Origin of the sequence: Parasphingorhabdus sp., assembly GCF_036963705.1 — a bacterium.
Classification (GTDB): Bacteria; Pseudomonadota; Alphaproteobacteria; order Sphingomonadales; family Sphingomonadaceae; genus Parasphingorhabdus.
In genome coordinates, this window is record NZ_JBALUT010000060.1 from 1 (window position 1) to 16958 (window position 16958).

Annotated in this window: 16 protein-coding genes and 1 pseudogene; 10 read left to right on the plus strand and 7 right to left on the minus strand. The window is 54.5% G+C overall.

Features of this window, described 5'->3' with window-relative positions; translation table 11 throughout:
* Window positions 1-194: pseudogene (locus V7680_RS12190) on the minus strand (GntP family permease); the annotation flags it as partial.
* A 98-nt stretch (window positions 195-292) separates the two neighbouring features.
* The gene (locus V7680_RS12195) at window positions 293-1453 is read right to left on the minus strand and encodes an indoleamine 2,3-dioxygenase (protein ID WP_335653550.1); all 1161 of its coding nucleotides are present in this window, start codon (window positions 1451-1453) and stop codon (window positions 293-295) included.
* 214 nt (window positions 1454-1667) lie between these two features.
* Here V7680_RS12195 and V7680_RS12200 point away from each other — a divergent pair, with 214 nt between their 5' ends.
* The 4 genes from V7680_RS12200 to V7680_RS12215 all read left to right on the plus strand — a co-directional run bounded on the left by V7680_RS12200 (window position 1668) and on the right by V7680_RS12215 (window position 4555).
* The gene (locus V7680_RS12200) at window positions 1668-1958 is read left to right on the plus strand and encodes a YMGG-like glycine zipper-containing protein (RefSeq protein ID WP_335653551.1); all 291 of its coding nucleotides are present in this window, start codon (window positions 1668-1670) and stop codon (window positions 1956-1958) included.
* Between the two features lie 69 nt (window positions 1959-2027).
* Window positions 2028-3416, plus strand: coding sequence for an MATE family efflux transporter (locus V7680_RS12205; protein ID WP_335653552.1), 1389 nt, complete (start codon window positions 2028-2030; stop codon window positions 3414-3416).
* A 151-nt stretch (window positions 3417-3567) separates the two neighbouring features.
* Window positions 3568-3741 (plus strand): YdcH family protein, encoded by a 174-nt coding sequence (locus V7680_RS12210; protein WP_335653553.1) that lies wholly within the window; start codon window positions 3568-3570, stop codon window positions 3739-3741.
* Between the two features lie 139 nt (window positions 3742-3880).
* Window positions 3881-4555, plus strand: coding sequence for an OmpW/AlkL family protein (locus V7680_RS12215; protein ID WP_335653554.1), 675 nt, complete (start codon window positions 3881-3883; stop codon window positions 4553-4555).
* Between the two features lie 60 nt (window positions 4556-4615).
* On the opposite strand, the gene V7680_RS12220 is transcribed toward V7680_RS12215, so the two are convergent.
* Together V7680_RS12220 and V7680_RS12225 are read right to left on the minus strand one after the other, a co-directional pair.
* A complete protein-coding gene (locus tag V7680_RS12220) occupies window positions 4616-5092 on the minus strand; it encodes a vgr related protein (protein WP_335653555.1) in 477 nt (158 codons plus the stop codon).
* Window positions 5093-5104: 12 nt separating this feature from the next.
* Window positions 5105-5554 (minus strand): copper chaperone PCu(A)C, encoded by a 450-nt coding sequence (locus V7680_RS12225; RefSeq protein ID WP_335653556.1) that lies wholly within the window; start codon window positions 5552-5554, stop codon window positions 5105-5107.
* A gap of 192 nt (window positions 5555-5746) precedes the next feature.
* On the opposite strand from V7680_RS12225, the gene dnaK reads away from it, so the two are divergent.
* Window positions 5747-7696 carry a molecular chaperone DnaK gene (gene dnaK, locus V7680_RS12230; RefSeq protein WP_335653557.1) on the plus strand — a complete coding sequence of 650 codons (1950 nt, stop codon included), beginning with the start codon at window positions 5747-5749 and terminating at the stop codon, window positions 7694-7696.
* 106 nt (window positions 7697-7802) lie between these two features.
* Window positions 7803-8951, plus strand: a complete 1149-nt coding sequence (dnaJ, locus tag V7680_RS12235) for a molecular chaperone DnaJ (protein ID WP_335653558.1) — start codon at window positions 7803-7805, stop codon at window positions 8949-8951.
* Between the two features lie 103 nt (window positions 8952-9054).
* On the opposite strand, the gene V7680_RS12240 is transcribed toward dnaJ, so the two are convergent.
* Window positions 9055-9420: a hypothetical protein gene (locus V7680_RS12240; protein ID WP_335653559.1), complete on the minus strand. Its 366-nt coding sequence runs from the start codon at window positions 9418-9420 to the stop codon at window positions 9055-9057.
* 367 nt (window positions 9421-9787) lie between these two features.
* Between V7680_RS12240 and V7680_RS12245 the strand changes: the two genes are divergently transcribed.
* The 3 genes from V7680_RS12245 (at window position 9788) to V7680_RS12255 (ending at window position 12846) form a co-directional block, all read left to right on the plus strand.
* Window positions 9788-10483: a helix-turn-helix transcriptional regulator gene (locus tag V7680_RS12245; protein WP_335653560.1), complete on the plus strand. Its 696-nt coding sequence runs from the start codon at window positions 9788-9790 to the stop codon at window positions 10481-10483.
* 769 nt (window positions 10484-11252) lie between these two features.
* A complete protein-coding gene (locus V7680_RS12250) occupies window positions 11253-11861 on the plus strand; it encodes a DUF6445 family protein (protein ID WP_335653561.1) in 609 nt (202 codons plus the stop codon).
* A gap of 37 nt (window positions 11862-11898) precedes the next feature.
* Entirely contained in the window at window positions 11899-12846 is a 948-nt protein-coding gene (locus V7680_RS12255) for an MBL fold metallo-hydrolase (RefSeq protein ID WP_335653562.1), read from the plus strand.
* Here V7680_RS12255 and V7680_RS12260 read toward each other — a convergent pair whose 3' ends face one another.
* Window positions 12847-15198 (minus strand): patatin-like protein, encoded by a 2352-nt coding sequence (locus tag V7680_RS12260; protein WP_335653563.1) that lies wholly within the window; start codon window positions 15196-15198, stop codon window positions 12847-12849.
* Window positions 15199-15267: 69 nt separating this feature from the next.
* Window positions 15268-15783: a helix-turn-helix transcriptional regulator gene (locus V7680_RS12265; protein WP_335653564.1), complete on the minus strand. Its 516-nt coding sequence runs from the start codon at window positions 15781-15783 to the stop codon at window positions 15268-15270.
* 119 nt (window positions 15784-15902) lie between these two features.
* Between V7680_RS12265 and V7680_RS12270 the strand changes: the two genes are divergently transcribed.
* Window positions 15903-16664, plus strand: a complete 762-nt coding sequence (locus V7680_RS12270) for a COG4705 family protein (protein ID WP_335653565.1) — start codon at window positions 15903-15905, stop codon at window positions 16662-16664.
* Window positions 16665-16958: the final 294 nt, after the last annotated feature.

The following is a 16958-nucleotide window of genomic DNA, read 5'->3' on the forward strand; positions in this document are numbered from 1 at the left end:
CCGACAAAGCCGTCCATATAAGCGGTAGCGAAATCGGGTGCCCCTGCTGCAGCGAGCGGCGGCAGCCAGGCAATGCCGCTGCTGAACGCGACAATCGCGGCGGCGACCGGCCCGGCGATCAGGATGTTGACCCCGCGGACCGTCATCCAGATGAGCAGTCCCAGTCCACCGATTAGTCCGATTGCCGATAGCATGAATGTCCCCCCAAACTTGACCGCTGTCTAATGGCAGAGGCCAAGCCTGGGGTGCAACCGCTAAAACCGTCATTCGGGCTGATACCGCTATGTTCGCTTCAGATCACCTGCGCGCGGTTTTCGTCGCGGTGCTTTTTCAGATATTTCATGAACGGCGTGCCGCCGGTACCGACTTCGGTGTCATTGCCTTTGCCATTGGATGCCTGTTTGTTGATATAGCTTGCCGCATATTCCAGATGCCGGGTGCGGAACCGGGCAACCTGTTCGACGCTGGCGTTGAAAGCTTGTCTCAGCGCTGGGTCACCACTGGCAATGGCGAATTCTCGCAATTTGCTCTGTTCACGCAAATCTTCGATGAAACGGCGATGCTTTACGGGACGATAAGCGTGCAATTCGTCAAGAAAGGTCCTTAAAGGATCACTTTTGTGGCTGACCTGGAACAATGCGTCCATGCTTGGAACGATCGAACTTTGCGAGCCGGTCTGGCCGCGGAAGACCTGTCCCTTGCCTTCATATCTATCGACGCCTTCGTAGATCAGGCCGTCGGGGAGGGCTGGATTATTGGCCCAGCCGTGGATATAGGGTCGCACCCTCTGATAGTAGATATAGGGATCACAGCGGTCGGGCATCCGGTCGAAGATCGCGTTGACTGCATTCCAATGTCCTTCCATGTCTTCCAGTAAAACAGTCGTCCGGGCGATATCTTCCGCTTTGACTGCCTCAACCAGATGGCAGGCAAGGTCGAGCAGAGGAGCTGCTGCCGCTTCGATCGCCACATGGATCAGGACAAACCAGTTCTCGTCCGCTCCGCCGAAGAAATTCTGCACCATATGGACATTATCGAGAGCGATCGGACCAGACGGGTCCAGTTGCGCCCAGTTGTCGAGCACATAGCCGCTATAAGGCAGTAACGGCGCCTGATCGAGCCGATCAGCCAGCGCTACAATAGGTCGCGCAAGATTGGCGGGCAGGGCGCTCGGCGCCGCGCTTTCGCCCCAGACATAGGCCTGGACCAGAAAGGAATAGCGGACCATCGCCACCCGGACCTGCTCTTCCGGCGCATTGGCAGCCCATTCTGTCAGATCAAGCGCTGGCAAGCGGTCCAGCCAGTGTCGCACCCGGCCGGTGGTCATCAGGCCGGAAAGACTTTCTGCTGCCTCGACGACAGGGGTAAATATATAGGGAAGGTCAATATCGACAATCTGGAAATGCGAAAGAAATCCGCGGGAAGCGGACATATCATAATCGGACAATTTCATAAGGTCACCACTTGGGCAAGCGCGGGTTGGGCCGCTTGCGCAACAGAGGGATGGTATCAAATGAAAACAGTTCGGGCAAATCGAATTTCTTCGCCGCGAGATGTGCGGTCTGCCGCACGGATGATACGGTCCGTCTGGCAAAAATCATCTGTTCAGGAACCATCGGTGTGCGGACGTGTTCATATGTCATTGGACGATTTTGAGGAGTAGGACGATGATCAAGTTAGCAAGCAAACTGGCACTGGCCGGAACCGCGGCAATCAGTCTTTCGGCATGTGCCGGAAATTATGCCGCCGAAGGCGCTGGCGCTGGTGCGGCGGCGGGTGCAGCGATTGGCGCGATAACCGGAGGCAATGTTCTTGAGGGCGCCGCAATCGGCGCTGCAGCCGGAGCGGCTGGCGGCTATTTCATCGACAAGAATGACGGCTGCGACGGCTATGACCGCAACGGACGGCTCGACGATGATTGCTATGGCACGCGAGGTTATCCCAAAGACCCTCGATAGACGCGCTGATCGGAACGCTAGCGCTCAGTTTCGCTAGCTTAGCAATGCGCCTTGGGCTAACGCGCGCCGATGACAAGCGCGTCTCTTAGACTGCGAGAGCAACATCCCTGGCGGCATGAACTGCGCGCCACGATATCGCTCGCCTGGCCTTTGATCCTGTCGAACCTGACGATGGCACTGATCGGGGCGACCGATGTGCTGATGCTCGGCTGGCTCGGCGCGCGCGAATTGGCAGCGGCCACGCTGGGGTTCAACCTGGCCATGACCGCCGCAATTTTCTGCATGGGGCTGATCACCGCCTCCGCGCCCATGATGGCGACCGAAATCGGCCGGATGCAGCATAGTGTCCGCGACGTGCGTCGGACCTTTCGGCAGGCGATGTGGGCCGCGACAGCGGTGATATTGCCTTTCTGGCTATTGCTGTGGAACACCGAAACGCTGTTGTTGATGTTCGGCCAGCAACCGGATCTCGCTGCGATAGCGGGCACTTATATCAGCGCCTATATGTGGTCGATCCTTCCATTCCTGTTTTTCATCATCCTGCGCAATTTCATTTCGGCGCTGGAACAGCCGGTGTGGGCACTGATCATTAGCGTCATTGCGGTGATGTCTAATGCATTGTTCAACTATGCGCTGATATTCGGCAAGTTCGGGGTGCCGGAATTTGGCGTGGTCGGTGCCGGTATTGGTAGCGTGATAACCAATGTCCTGATGTTCGCTGGTATGGCGATCGTTGTGATGCGCCACAAACGCTTCCGCCGCTATCATCTGTTCGGGCGCTTTTGGCGCAGCGACTGGCAGCGGTTTCGCGCGATGTGGAAGCTTGGCCTGCCGATTGCTGTCACCATGGGGCTCGAAGGATCTGTTTTCGGATTTGCAGCTCTGCTCATGGGGCTCATTAGCACCGCATCAGTGGCGGCGCATGCGATCGCATTGCAGCTGGCGGCGCTGACGTTCATGGTGCCGATGGGCCTGGGGCAGGCAGCGACGGTGCGCGTGGGCATTCAATATGGCCGGAAAGATCACGCCGCAATCAAGCGCGCGGGCTGGGTTAGCTTCATCCTCGGCACGTCCTTCATGGCAGCGATGGCTCTGGTGTTCGTTCTTGCTCCCGATTTTCTGATCTCGATGTTTATCGACGCCAGCGCTCCAGGCAATGCGGAAGTCGCCGCACTGGCGGTCAGCTTTCTCGCCATAGCCGCCATTTTCCAGATCGTCGACGGTGCTCAGGTGGTCGGCGCAGGCATGTTGCGCGGCTTGCACGATACCACTATGCCGATGCTGTTCGCGCTGATGGGATATTGGTTCATCGGCATCGGCCTTGGTGCCAGCCTCGCCTTCTGGCAGGGCTGGGAAGGTGTCGGCATCTGGACCGGGCTGGCCGGCGGATTGAGTGTGGTATCGGTGTTGATGCTGGCCCGCTGGATGATGCGTGCCAAGCTGGGCTTGCTGCCTTAAACCGGAAGCGGCGGATGGACTTAGGCAGCTGTTGCTGCCTCATCTAGAAATAGAAGTTATCAATCAGTAATCTTGATATGTTTCGATTAGATCAATCGACGGGTTATGCATATTACCTGTGCATATTATCCATGCCCCCAAGGAGATTATCATGAAAAACTATCTTGAGACTTTGAAGCACAAGCATCGGCGGTTGAACCGACTGATTGACAATTGCAAGGCTGCAGGTCGCCAGCAGGAAATGCGGCAATTGAAACGCATCCGCTTGCAGATCAAGGACAAGATTGCTGCAACTCAGCGCGCATTGGTTCCTCAAAGCAGCTGAATTTGGCGACCATGGCCTGATTTGGAAGTTGAGATTTCCGCGTTTGCCCATCAGGGAAATTGCGTATGTCGGCGATTTTGCCATCCGGCTATTGGCTCCGATCAGAGGCCAGATGGCAAACGCACAGGGACCGAACTTTATGAAAAATACACTGAAATTAGCTGCAGCAGCGGCGGCATTGGCTATGAGCGGAACGGCGATCGCCGGCTCCAGCGATGGCAAGATCCAGATTAAGGCTTTGGCCACGCTGGTAGCACCCGATGGCAAGATTACCTCTATCGAACTGGACAATATTGGATTGCCAGCCGGCACCCAAACCAAGGCGGACGATAATTTCGTTCCGACCATTGCGGCCGAATATTTTTTCACGCCGAATATCTCGCTTGAAACCATCTGCTGCGTAACCCAGCATGATGTTACTGGCACCGGACCTTTGGATGGTGCGGGACTGGTGTCCAACGCCAATATCATACCAGCGACCCTGACCGCGAAATATCATTTCGGTGATGGCAGCGGGTTCAAGCCCTATGTCGGAGCCGGCCCCACATATTTCATTTTTATCGATGAAAAAGCTGGCGCGACGGCTCAGGCTTTGGGAGCCACGCGGCAAAAGATGAATGACAAGGTCGGCTTCGCGTTACAGGCAGGATTTGACCTGCCCATCAATGACAAAGGACTGGGCCTCAGTGTCGATGCCAAACGCTATTTCGTCACTACCACGGCCCGCTGGTTTGCCGGCGACACCGAAGTATTGCGGACCCGTCACAGAATTGATCCATGGGTGGTCAGTGCTGGCTTGGCTTATCGTTTTTAGGCAATCGGCAATCGGCAATTTTGCATGAGGAACAGGTGATCGGGACGCGGTGCGTTCTGGTCATCGGTTCCCGTCCTGACTGACGCCCTGAAAAGGTATCAGCCCGTCATAATCCGCGATGCCATAGCCGTTTTTCAATATCGCTCCCTGTTTAAGCAGGAAGTAATGGCTGACAATCTCGGCCTGCTGTTCGATGCCAAATTCGGCAAAACCCTTGCCGGTCTGCAGCTCATAGTCATATTTGCAAAACGGATGGCGTGCCAGGGGCAGGAAAACGCCTTGCTGGTGCTGCCAGACATGAACCATTTCGTGGATGAACAGCGCCTGGATGTTCAGCGATGATCCGCAGAAATCGTCGCAGAATAAATTGCTCTTTGGATGGAACCAGAGATTGCCATCCGGTGCCATGGTGACGCGCGGGTTCTGGAACAACCACCACTTGCGGTTGAACACCATCACAGGATCATAGTTGATCGCCTGACCGAAAACGAACTTACAAAGTCCGATTTCCGCCCGGGTCAGCGCACGGCCGGTCATTTGGATGTCTTGCTATTCTTCAACGGGAGCAGGGTCGCCGGCCTTTTTTATCACGGCATCAATCTCAATGCGATCATCATTGGAATAGATTAAGATCATTTTCAGCAGCCCGCGCTGCTTTGAATAATCGCCCACTCCCCAGATCATCAAATGTTTCCCGCCGGGTTCCATTTTTACGGTTTTGCCAGCCGGAACCGGAATCGACTTGAGCTGTGCCATGCTCATCATTCCGTCTTTCTCGGTCGTTTCGTGCATCTCCATACGGAGCACGTCGTCGGATGTGACGCCAACCAGCTCGACATCCACGCGGCCGCCATGGAGATCCATATAGCCAGCGGAGGGATTGCCCTCGACCGGAGACAGATTGACCACCGCTTTATCGGCAAATAATATGTCTCCCTGACCGCAGGAGGCAAGCAAAAGCGATGCGGATGCGGCGAGCATGATGGAAATCTTATTCATTCTGACACCTCGTTAAACCTAGCAAATCTGTCCCGATATGGGTGTTTTGCGTTGATTTTTCAAATGTAGGATGTCCGACGCCTTGTGCCAAGAAAAATGCCACCTATATCCGTTTGCGAAGCCGTATCGGTGCCACTTGAACTAGGGCCGGGCGGCAATTTTGCTAATGTTAGAAAATTGATTGAGGGAATTATGGGTAAAGTTATTGGAATCGATCTGGGCACCACCAACAGCTGTGTTGCCGTTATGGATGGCGGAAAGCCAAAGGTTATTGAAAATTCTGAAGGCGCGCGGACCACACCGTCTGTCGTCGCATTCACCAAGGATGGCGAACGTCTGATTGGTCAACCGGCCAAGCGTCAGGCTGTCACCAATCCTGAAAGCACGATTTTTGCAGTGAAGCGTCTGATTGGTCGCCGGTTCGATGATCCGATGACGAAGAAAGACATGGAGCTTGTTCCTTACGAGATCGTCAAGGGCACAAATGGCGATGCGTGGGTGAAAGCCGGCGGCGAAGATTACAGCCCGTCGCAGATTTCTGCTTACACTTTGCAGAAGATGAAAGAAACGGCCGAAGCCTATCTTGGCGAAACCGTTACCCAGGCCGTGATCACCACGCCCGCCTATTTCAACGACGCCCAGCGTCAGGCAACCAAAGATGCCGGCCGGATTGCTGGCCTTGAAGTGCTGCGGATCATCAACGAGCCGACAGCGGCTGCGCTGGCCTACGGCCTCGACAAGAATGACGGCAAGACCATTGCGGTTTATGACCTCGGTGGCGGTACATTCGATATCTCGATCCTGGAAATCGGCGATGGCGTTTTCGAAGTGAAATCGACCAACGGCGACACATTCCTCGGTGGTGAAGATTTTGATGCCAAGCTGGTCGAATTTCTCGCCGCTGACTTCAAGAAAACCGAAAGCATCGATCTGACCAAGGACAAGCTTGCTCTGCAGCGTCTCAAGGAAGCTGCTGAAAAAGCGAAAATCGAACTGTCGAGCGCGCAGACGACCGAAATCAACCTGCCGTTCATCACAGCAGATCAAAACGGTCCAAAGCATCTGGTCAAGGCGATCAGTCGCTCGGATCTTGAAAAGCTGGTTGGCGATCTCGTCAAACGCACCCTCGATCCTTGCAAAAAGGCTCTTAAGGACGCTGGTCTCGACGCAAAAGACATTGATGATGTCGTAATGGTTGGCGGCATGACCCGTATGCCTCTCGTGCGTGAAACAGTCGAGAAATTCTTCGGCCGTGAACCGCATGTCGGCGTGAACCCGGATGAAGTTGTTGCGATGGGCGCTGCCATCCAGGCAGGTGTTTTGCAGGGCGACGTCAAGGACGTATTGCTGCTCGACGTTACACCATTGTCGCTCGGTATCGAAACCCTCGGCGGCGTGTTTACCCGCATGATCGACCGCAACACCACGATCCCGACGAAAAAGTCGCAAGTCTACTCGACCGCTGATGACAATCAGGGTGCGGTGACAATCCGTGTCTTCCAGGGCGAACGCGAAATGGCGGCGGACAACAAGATGCTCGGCCAGTTCGATCTGGTTGGTATCCCGCCTGCACCGCGCGGCGTGCCGCAGATCGATGTGACTTTTGATATCGACGCCAACGGCATCGTCAACGTATCCGCGAAAGACAAGGGCACCGGCAAGGAGCAGCAGATCAAGATCCAGGCTTCTGGCGGTCTGAGCGATAGCGATATCGACCAGATGGTTCAGGATGCTGAAAAATTTGCGGAAGAAGACAAGCAGCGGCGTGCCGAGGCGGAAGCCAAGAACAATGCCGAAAGCCTTGTCCATACCACAGAGAAGCAGCTTGAAGAGCATGGCGACAAGATTGACGCCGACTTGAAGGGCCAGATCGAAGCGGCCGTGAAGGAAACCAAGGAAGCCATCGAAGGTGGCGATCCGGAAGCGATGAAGACGAAGTCCGAAGCGCTGGCACAGGTTTCCATGCAAATGGGTCAGAAGATCTATGAAGCCGAACAGGCAGCTGGCGGTGATGCCGGTGATGCGGCTGCAGCAGATGCGGCAGCCAAAGCAGCTGACGATGATGTTGTCGATGCCGAGTTCTCCGAAGTGGATGACTCAGAAGACGGCGACAAGAAAGATGATGCCAAGGCGGCTGAATAATGATGAGACCGTCGCTCCCGCTTTTGCGGGAGCCGCTGGCGATTAGTGCCAGCGGCCCCGGCTTTTGCCGGGGCGACGATCTTCTCGCTTATTGGGAAGCATGAATATGGCATCCGAAGTTGACTATTATGAACGGTTGAGCGTCTCTCGCGAGTGCGATGGCGCGACGCTGAAATCCTCCTATCGCAAACTGGCGATGCAGTGGCACCCGGACAAGAATCCCGGTGATGCCGAAGCAGAAGCCAAGTTCAAGTCGATCAGCGAAGCCTATGATGTCTTGAAGGACCCGCAGAAGCGGGCAGCCTATGACCGTTACGGTCACGCAGCATTTACCAACGGCGGCGGTAATAATGCCGGCGGCGGCGGTTTCGGTGGCGCGGCGTTCAATGATATTGGCGATATATTTGAAACCATCTTCGGCGGCGGTGGCGGCGGCTTTGGCGGCCAGCAACAACAGCGCGGTCCTGCTCGCGGCGCAGACCTGCGCTATGATATGGAAATCACGCTCGAAGACGCGTTCCACGGCAAGCATACTGAAATAGAAATTGATGTCTCGGTGAGCTGTGACGAGTGCGAAGGTTCCGGCGCTGAGCCAGGCACCGGTGTACAGCGTTGCGGCACCTGTCAGGGCCACGGCAAGGTGCGGGCGCAGCAAGGCTTTTTCGTAGTCGAGCGCACCTGCACCAGTTGCCAGGGCCGCGGCGAGGTAATCGAAAGCCCGTGTCACGTCTGTTACGGCGAAGGCAAGGTCGACAAGCCGCAGGCGCTGGAAGTCGATATCCCTGCGGGCGTCGATACCGGTACGCGTATCCGTCTGACCGGAAAGGGTGAAGCTGGCGCGCGTGGCGCCCCGTCTGGCGACCTTTATATTTTCATCCACCTGATACGGCACAATATTTTTGAACGCGAGGGGACGACCTTGTTCACCCGCGCACCGATCAGCTTCACATTGGCGGCGCTGGGTGGTGAGATCACAATTCCCGGTCTCGATGGCGAAAAACACGCAATCCGGATTCCTGCTGGCATCCAGAGCGGCAAGCAGATTCACCAGCGCGGAGCCGGCATGCCGGTCCTGCGCGGTCGCGGCAATGGCGATATGGTAATCCAGATCGAGGTCGAGACCCCGACCAAGTTGTCCAAGCAGCAGCGGCAGATTCTTCGCGATTTTCAGGAAACCGAAACCGGTGACGAGACGCCCAATTCAACAGGTTTCTTCGGGAAGCTGAAAGATGCCTGGGAAGATTTGACAGAATGATGGGGCACCGTCAGCGTCATTGCTGGCGGTGTTTCAAAATCAAACGGTCAATCGGACTAGGTTGCTAGGATGTCGGCTCCAGCGAAGCTCATTCTTCCTGAAATCAGCTGTGTTGATGTTCGCTTTGAGCAAAAACACGTCGCATCTGTTGAATCACGCTCCCGGCATTTTCGAACCCGACGCGGGTTAGCGATAGATTGTCATGCGCGATATCAAAATGATCTTCTGCCATCTGGTCATAAGCGCAAATAATATCGTCGGCAGAAAGCGCGCCCAAATATCGCAAAATTTTACTGCGACTGATATCCAGTTTCGTCGAGATCCCTTGCGCATTTATCGGGAGATCGTTTACCTCATGACTGTATAATACCAATATTATGTCCCAGAATTTATTGGCAAAATATTGTTCATTGAATAATTTGGAACGATTGTTCCGTACGCAAATTACGTCATCAATATCTATCTTCATATTCTTGCAATTATTTGGGAAAATGCGCTCGATTTCAGATAACATAATTTTTACAGTCTCTTTTATTTTGCGTGTAAATTTTTTTACTAGGGGGGGCGACGGTCGGCACCAGTATGACAACGGTCGCCATTAGGCACGTCACGCTGCCACGTGGCAAATCTGGATTGGCTCAATACTGGCCCAGTTAGCACGGCGGGCCTGTCCGCCTCGAATATGGCATTTTTATCCTATCGCTTACTTCGATTTCGACTATGGTTTCTGGGTCGTGATATCAGCTTTAAGGGTCCACAGGCCAAGGCAACCTCCAACCCTGAAGCATGTCCCGGCGGGAAAGGGTGTCGCGAGCGCAGTGTTTAAATGGAATCCAGTGAAGGAAGGTAATTCAGTTTACTCGGAACTGAATGGCTTGGCTGATGAGTTAATGGCCAAAGGCGTCGCTGCGATATCCTATCACATAACTCCACCATTCTATTCACAGGTTTCAAAGCGTTCGTCGGTATTCCATGCTGGATATCCGCCAGAAATAGTCTCATTGTATTTGGATCCGGACTTTATGGAATCCGACCCCATTCCCGATCATGTCATGTCCGTTGGCCATGTGATGACGTGGGCACAGGTTATTGCTGATCAAAAATTGACGGAAAAGCGGCGAAACTTCATAAAAGTATCGAAGGATCAAGGATTTATTGACGGCGTGGCCGTGCCGCTATTTGGTCCAAAGAGCAGAAATTCATATTTTTCGATGAACTTTGGTAAAGCTATCTCCTCGGAAGATGAAGCGGTTGTCAGACCATTGATCAGCCTTGCTCAGGCTTGCCATCGCAGGATTTGTGCGATTATAAATCAGTCTGCGGATGCCTTGCCTGTTCTCTCTGATCGGGAAGGTGAGGTTCTATACTGGATTTCCCGCGGTAAATCGAATGCAGATATGGCGACGATATTGGCGATTTCAGAAGCCACGATAGACACATATATCCGTCGCCTGTTCAAAAAGCTCGATGTTCATGACCGGATTTCTGCGGTGATCGTCGGGCTAAGCAGTTCTCTGATCAAATTTCGCTGATTGGCGCGTATCGATGACCCGTGGAACGCTTGGCTCCGTCTCCTCTGCATCAACGCTGTGATCCTCTGGAGCCGTTTTGCAACGGTTTTATGGTGGGGGATAATAAGCGGGTCAGGAAGGGACCAGCCAACCCGACCCGCTAGATCGATGCTTGGAAATATGGGTTTTGGTCCCATCGCATTGGACAGTGTGGGGACGGTGCCAATGCGAATGCGATTATTTCCGATAAATCATCAATCAAAACTAGTAACGGCCAAAGCCACGGCCGATTAATCAGGGGATTCGCAATTTTGATCCTGCCGGTTGGCCAGAGCAGGAAGATGCAGATTAACAGTCATCGGATTTGGACCGGTAACCGCTTCATTTCGTTAGTCAAAACAGCGCTTGGATTGCCCGGGGAGACTATATATCTGCATTGTCATCGCGCAGAATTATAACCGGTCACGGAAATTGCAGTGCATTTATGTGATGATGGTTTGTCCACCAAATAGGGAAGATCGAATTAGCGACACTAGACAATAAAATAATGTCCTACAGCTCGCTGTTCGTGATAGGGTTTGCAAATGTATGGCTCACAGACCCTTCGCTATTTCCCCTACCTTGCCAGTGGGTTGAGCGACAATTTTGGGTTCGGGGGGCAACAATGGATTAAATTTCTTAACCCTGTAAACTATGTAAAGTTCGTCAGACTATCGGCTCTCAAAATGAACGGCGATGGCGTGACTTTTACGGTAGCTCATGTTTTTCCATTTGGTCGGAGAGTCCACTGATGTTGCCATCTCTGCTCATTCTCGACGATTTTATTGCCGACCCGGTGGCGGCGCGCAACGCGGCATTGGCGCTCAACTATGACCCCGACAATAAACATGGAAATTATCCAGGCCATATCTCTACCAAACCGCTCGAAATCCAGGGGCTGAACGACCGCATCTCGGGCATGATCAACGCACCGGTCAAGGCTGCACCCGGTACCAGCCATCTGCATTGTCGGGTGACGTTGAAAGGCGACAAGGGCCGCAGCGGCGTTCATATTGATCCGGCTTTCTATTCCGGCATACTCTATCTGTCGCTTCCCGAACATTGCAAGGGCGGAACCGACTTCTTCCGCCACAAACGGACCGGGTTGGAGCGGATTCCGACGGATATGCCAGGAATAATGAAAGCCGGCTATTCCGACATAAACGCGCTGATCGAGGATGTGGTCAACAAGGACACTAATCATCCCGCCAAATGGGCAAAGGTGATGACCGTGCCGATGCGCTTCAACCGGCTGATCCTGTTCAGTCCGTGGATGTTTCACAATAGCGGACCGGCGTTCGGCAAGACTTCGCAAGACGGGCGGTTGGTAAACCTGATGTTTTTTGCCAAAGATACATGATCGGATACAAGCAATTTCACCCAAAGGAGAATTTTCCATGCGCCGCTATCTCAAAACGTCTTTCAGTCTCGCTTTGCTGGCAACGACATCAATTGCTCTGTCGGCTGGCACCCAGAGCATGGCCCAGGAAGCAGATCGCTTTGCCGCGGTGGAGATAAAGGCTGAGCCATTGGCTGATGGTGTTGCGGTGTTGTTCGGGGCAGGGGGCAATATCGGTGTTTCCTATGGACCGGATGGGACCGTGCTGATCGACGACCAGTTCGCCCCGCTCACACCCAAGATAGAGGCCGCCATCGCTGCTCTGGGCGCGGAACCGGTCAAATATCTGATCAACACCCACTGGCACGGCGATCACAGCGGAGGGAACGAAAATTTCGGCAAGGCCGGCGCGCTGATTATGGCCCATGACCATGTCCGCGAACGGATGCTCGGCATCCAGAAATCGGGACGCGGTAACGACCCGGCTTCACCCGCCGAGGCATTGCCCACCATTACTTATCACGATGGCCTGAAACTCCACCTCAATGGCGACGAGGTGCAGGTCAAACATATGAAACATGGCCACACCGACGGCGACAGCATCATCTTCTGGAAAAAGGCCAATGTGCTCCACATGGGCGACCTGTTCTTCAACAAAATGAGTCTGCCTTTCATTGACCTCAATAGCGGTGGCAATGTTCGGGGTGTGCTCGCAGCGGCCGAACAGGCGCTGAAGATGGTCGATGACGAAACAAAAATCATTCCGGGTCACGGACCAATGGCTACCAGAACAGACCTGATCGCCTATCGCGACATGTTGAAGACCGTTATCGGCGCGGTGGAAAAAGCGCAGGGTGAAAGCAAGTCACTGGAACAGGTCCAGGCTATGAAACTGGTGGCGCAATGGGACGTCAATCCGGATGCGTTCATCAAGGGTGATGCTTTTGTCGAAGCGGTTTACAAAAGCCTGCAAAAGCCGGTTCACGCGGAAGAACATGCCCATTAGCTAAAGGGTCGCGTTATCGATTTCTTCGCGTAGAGAGGCAATTAGCGGCGCGACCCTGGTCAGCCGCGGTTCCTCTTCATTGACGATCTGGTGGAAGATGGTTTTCTTGAATCCCAGGATGATATCTCCACCGGGTCTCTTGGAATCGGGCAGGGTGGACAGGATGATGTCGATCATCCGGTCAGCACCGTGTAGGCGGCCCCAGAGATAGTCATTCTCGCGGTAGCTGCGGCTGAAAAAGGCACCGAAATTGTTGAATTCAATGCCTTTCAACGTCGCCGCTACGCCGCCTTTGCGGATGGTCCGGGCATCTTCGGGAGAGATTCGGTCGACCTTGATTGGATCAAATTCATCGAGCCCTTCGCCCTGAAGTAGCGGCAAAGTCGCGACGTCGTAAAAAGGAAAGCCGAGGAATGCGAGCAACATCGAACGCTTTTCTGTCTTCGGTATCACCGTCAGCGCGGCTGCCAGTTTTGCATCGACAAGCGCGTCGGCGCTCGTCAGGTCGCGGGCTCTGGCAAGCGCGTCGAGCATCGCCCCGGGCTGGACGTCGGCATGGTCGGCAATCGCGACAAATTCGTCGCCAAGATAGTCGACCGTTTCGCGTTCGATATAGAGGGAAAGGCAATCATAGATGACATCATGCATCACCTCCATGACCTCGTAATCGCCGGGATCGGCACGGTCGAGGTCTTCGGCCAGTTGCCGGGCAAGGAACCGAAGCCGCCGGACCCGGTAGCCGAGATCATGCTGCCGGAAAAAATCGGCTGCCAATTTGGTCGGACCGCCGCCTTTCTGTCCGATATTATCGAGACCGCGGCGGCGTATCTCGGCCCAGAGCGCCTTGCGCAGGCCGGGGTGATTATGGGCGTTAGGATTGGCTTTGGCTCGCCGCACCGTATGCGCGATATCTTCGATCACCGTCGCCAGCTTGAGATGCCCGTAAGCGCTGTAGGAAAATCCTGCGAGCTTGGCCGCCTTCTCCCGCGACTTGCGGCGCCACCCCGCGACGCGAGCGGCGGTTGGCCGGTCGAGGAAAAATGTACGGCCGAACAGGCTCTCGACGTTTTGCTCGACCTCGCCGCGCAAATTTTCGGTGATCAGGCGCATCTGGATGATGCGGTTGGACCTTCCCGCAATCGCGTTGAGATTGTCGCGGATCGGCTGTTCGCGCGGAATGTTGGAAATCGCCCCGAAAATCGTCGAGAAAAAGCCGGGCAGCGCTTCATTCTCGGCCTCCTGTGCGGCTTGCGCACGCTGCATCGCTCGATCACTTTTGGCTACGTCGAGATCGGGTCGGGGATCGATATAGACAAACCGCCGGTCTACTTCCCGTTTGGCCGGCCGGTTCTTCAGCGCCTCGATCGCTTGCGCAAAGGGCGCGTTGGCGAGCACCGACCCATCGATCAGCACGGTATCTTCGGCTGTACCGGCGCGAAACTGGCTGGGTAATATACGCTTCAGGAAAGCCGAGCGACCAGCCCAGACATATTGTTGATCAGACAGGAGCTCATCCAGCTCTCTCACGGTGAACGGCGGGAAAGCGCCTGGAAAGCTTGCGGTGGCGCGTGCGGCAAATATCAGTTCTGCGGGATCGGCAATCGCGTCGTCCCGTTTGCCCCTGGTCGAAAAACCGATGGTGATCCGATGCTCCATCTCCATCGCTTCGGGCGGGCTGTGCAATTGCAGCTTCTCGGGATGGCCGACAAAATCGGTCACCGTAACGAACAGGTCAAGCGGCTGGCCCGGAGGCAGCAATCGCGGGCCGCGTTCGGTTTCCTTGACGGCTGCCAGGGCATCCCAGATCAGTCCACTGAAGACCTTGCCGCCAAAGGGCGGGGCAAACCAGCGGGCGCGGACAAAGCGCGAGAGTTTCATCTTGACCTCTTCGCGCGCTTCCTTCGACACGGTCTGTTCGACCGCACCGCCTTTGCGGCCTAGCGCCATCCAAGCAATAGGCTCCGCCCAGAATTTGGAAAACCGCGACAGTGGCCGTGCATCGGGGTCGAGCAATCTATCGACATCGGCGGTATCGAGCCATAAGTCGGTCAGCGGATCAAGTGACTGGCCGGACAATATCGCCTGCGACAAGAAAATCCCGTTGATTCCGCCTGCACTGGCGCCGGAGATAATGTCCGGCAGCACTCTCAGCCTCGTGCCGGTTTCCCGCTCTAGCCATTCCAATATATCATAATAGATTCCGCGGCTGCACTGGTCGATCCGTACGCCATCGTGGAAATCCCTGCTGGCTTGTGCCAGTTTCCAGATTTCTTTGGTGATGCCGTGCATATAGATGGCGAGGCTAACGCCGCCGTAGCAGATCAAGGCCAGTCTGAGTTCTTTCTGCCGCATGGCGTTTTAACTACAGGATGGCGGGGAGGGTGCAAGCGCGAATGCAAGACTAGCTATCGCGGCTAAGCTTCAAATAAGCTCTTCGATGAATATCGAGATCAGCATTGATTGGCTCGTGACTCCAGCCTTGGCATATATCTGGCTCAACTGGGATCTGACCGTACCGGCGGCGGTGTTCCTTAATTGGGCAATCTCGGCAACAGAACAGCCCTTGATCGCAAATAACGCCACATCGCATTCGCCTGCCGACAATTGCCATTCCGCAAAGCGCAAGTCCAGCATCTCCGCCAATGCACCTCTGGCCACGGCTAGTGCACTTTCCCGTCGGCGTGCCTCCGCCATCAGTTTGCGCGTGTGTCTTGCCCCCAAAACCACTCCCGCCAAAAGCGCTATGGCGATTACACATTCAGCGATAACGGCAAAATCCATTCCGTCGCTGATCTGCAATATGATTTCGTCAACACTGTCGATCAGGAAGAATATCGCTGCAACCGCTTGAAGCGTCACTATCGCCAGTGCCGCGATCAATTCCCGATTATAGGCAGACAGGTTTGGCGTTGCAGTCTTTCGGTTCATAATTTTCATGGCACTTCCGCTTAGCAACCTTGGTTTAAGCAGCTGCTTATAGTGAAATCCGGCCAAGCGCACTAATTTCCAAGCCAATTGGTCAGGTCTGGCCTTTCGGTAGAAATAGGAAATATTCCATGACAGCACTGCAAACCAGCGGGCTCAGCAAAGTCCCGGCAATCACCTTTGGTTTCTGGATCATCAAGATACTGGCGACCACATTTGGCGAGACTGCCGGAGACACGGTCAGCATGTCGCTCAATCTTGGCTATCTTGTCGGAACGGTTATTTTTGCGACTATATTGGTCATTCTGGTATTGTTGCAGATCCGCGCAAAGGATTTTCATCCCGCGCTATATTGGTCAACGATCATCGCCTCGACAACGGCAGGTACGACGATGGCGGATTTCGCGACGCGATCCTTGGGTATCGGCTATCCCGGTGGATCGACATTGCTGCTGGTCCTGGTACTGATGTCCCTGTTCACGTGGCACCGCGCGATGGGGACGATCTCGGTAGCGTCCGTGCATGAACCCCGGGCCGAAATTTATTACTGGCTGACCATCACATTCTCCCAGACCCTCGGCACCGCATTGGGCGACTGGGTTGCGGACGGATCGCTTGGTTATCTTGGAGCGGCTGTAATTTTTGGCGCTCTGCTTGGATTAATAGGACTCGCTTACTTCCGGACAAATATCAGCCATGTTTTTCTTTTCTGGGCGGCTTTCATCATAACGCGGCCACTGGGTGCTGTCGTTGGAGATTTTCTCGACAAGCCTTTGGCGCAAGGCGGTCTGGAACTGAGCCGCGCTGCCGCATCTATTGTGCTTGGTTTGGCTATAATCGGTCTGATCTGGATTTTGCCGCAACGGCCGGCTGCCCGCCATTCTGCAAGCTAATGGAGAGCCGGACTTGCTCCCGAACATATTGCCTCATCCAATCTGTTCCATACCCGTTTTCTTACAACAGCGCCGCTCTGCTAAACCGGATTGATGAACCGCCTACATGATCATTACACGGGAACAGCGACCTTGCTCGTGTCACAGCATGCGCCTTTTCAAGCCGAAATCATTTTTGCTATCAGGGGCTGTGAACCGTGTCACTCTGTTTTGATTTTTGAAGCAAAAGAACTGGTGTTCTTTATTTGTTCTGTTAGATAAGCCGCATGGCCAAACCGAAGAAAAAATATGTCT

Bases quoted from the DNA above. Each gene is read 5' to 3' on its own strand.
- V7680_RS12200 (WP_335653551.1), top strand. From the start codon at position 1,668: ATGATCAAGTTAGCAAGCAAACTGGCACTGGCCGGAACCGCGGCAATC.
- V7680_RS12265 (WP_335653564.1), bottom strand. From the start codon at position 15,783: ATGAAAATTATGAACCGAAAGACTGCAACGCCAAACCTGTCTGCCTAT.
- V7680_RS12250 (WP_335653561.1), top strand. From the start codon at position 11,253: ATGTTGCCATCTCTGCTCATTCTCGACGATTTTATTGCCGACCCGGTG.
- V7680_RS12210 (WP_335653553.1), top strand. From the start codon at position 3,568: ATGAAAAACTATCTTGAGACTTTGAAGCACAAGCATCGGCGGTTGAAC.
- V7680_RS12240 (WP_335653559.1), bottom strand. From the start codon at position 9,420: ATGAAGATAGATATTGATGACGTAATTTGCGTACGGAACAATCGTTCC.
- V7680_RS12205 (WP_335653552.1), top strand. From the start codon at position 2,028: ATGACAAGCGCGTCTCTTAGACTGCGAGAGCAACATCCCTGGCGGCAT.
- V7680_RS12260 (WP_335653563.1), bottom strand. From the start codon at position 15,198: ATGCGGCAGAAAGAACTCAGACTGGCCTTGATCTGCTACGGCGGCGTT.
- V7680_RS12220 (WP_335653555.1), bottom strand. From the start codon at position 5,092: ATGACCGGCCGTGCGCTGACCCGGGCGGAAATCGGACTTTGTAAGTTC.
- dnaK (WP_335653557.1), top strand. From the start codon at position 5,747: ATGGGTAAAGTTATTGGAATCGATCTGGGCACCACCAACAGCTGTGTT.
- V7680_RS12225 (WP_335653556.1), bottom strand. From the start codon at position 5,554: ATGAATAAGATTTCCATCATGCTCGCCGCATCCGCATCGCTTTTGCTT.
- V7680_RS12255 (WP_335653562.1), top strand. From the start codon at position 11,899: ATGCGCCGCTATCTCAAAACGTCTTTCAGTCTCGCTTTGCTGGCAACG.
- V7680_RS12195 (WP_335653550.1), bottom strand. From the start codon at position 1,453: ATGAAATTGTCCGATTATGATATGTCCGCTTCCCGCGGATTTCTTTCG.
- V7680_RS12215 (WP_335653554.1), top strand. From the start codon at position 3,881: ATGAAAAATACACTGAAATTAGCTGCAGCAGCGGCGGCATTGGCTATG.
- V7680_RS12270 (WP_335653565.1), top strand. From the start codon at position 15,903: ATGACAGCACTGCAAACCAGCGGGCTCAGCAAAGTCCCGGCAATCACC.
- dnaJ (WP_335653558.1), top strand. From the start codon at position 7,803: ATGGCATCCGAAGTTGACTATTATGAACGGTTGAGCGTCTCTCGCGAG.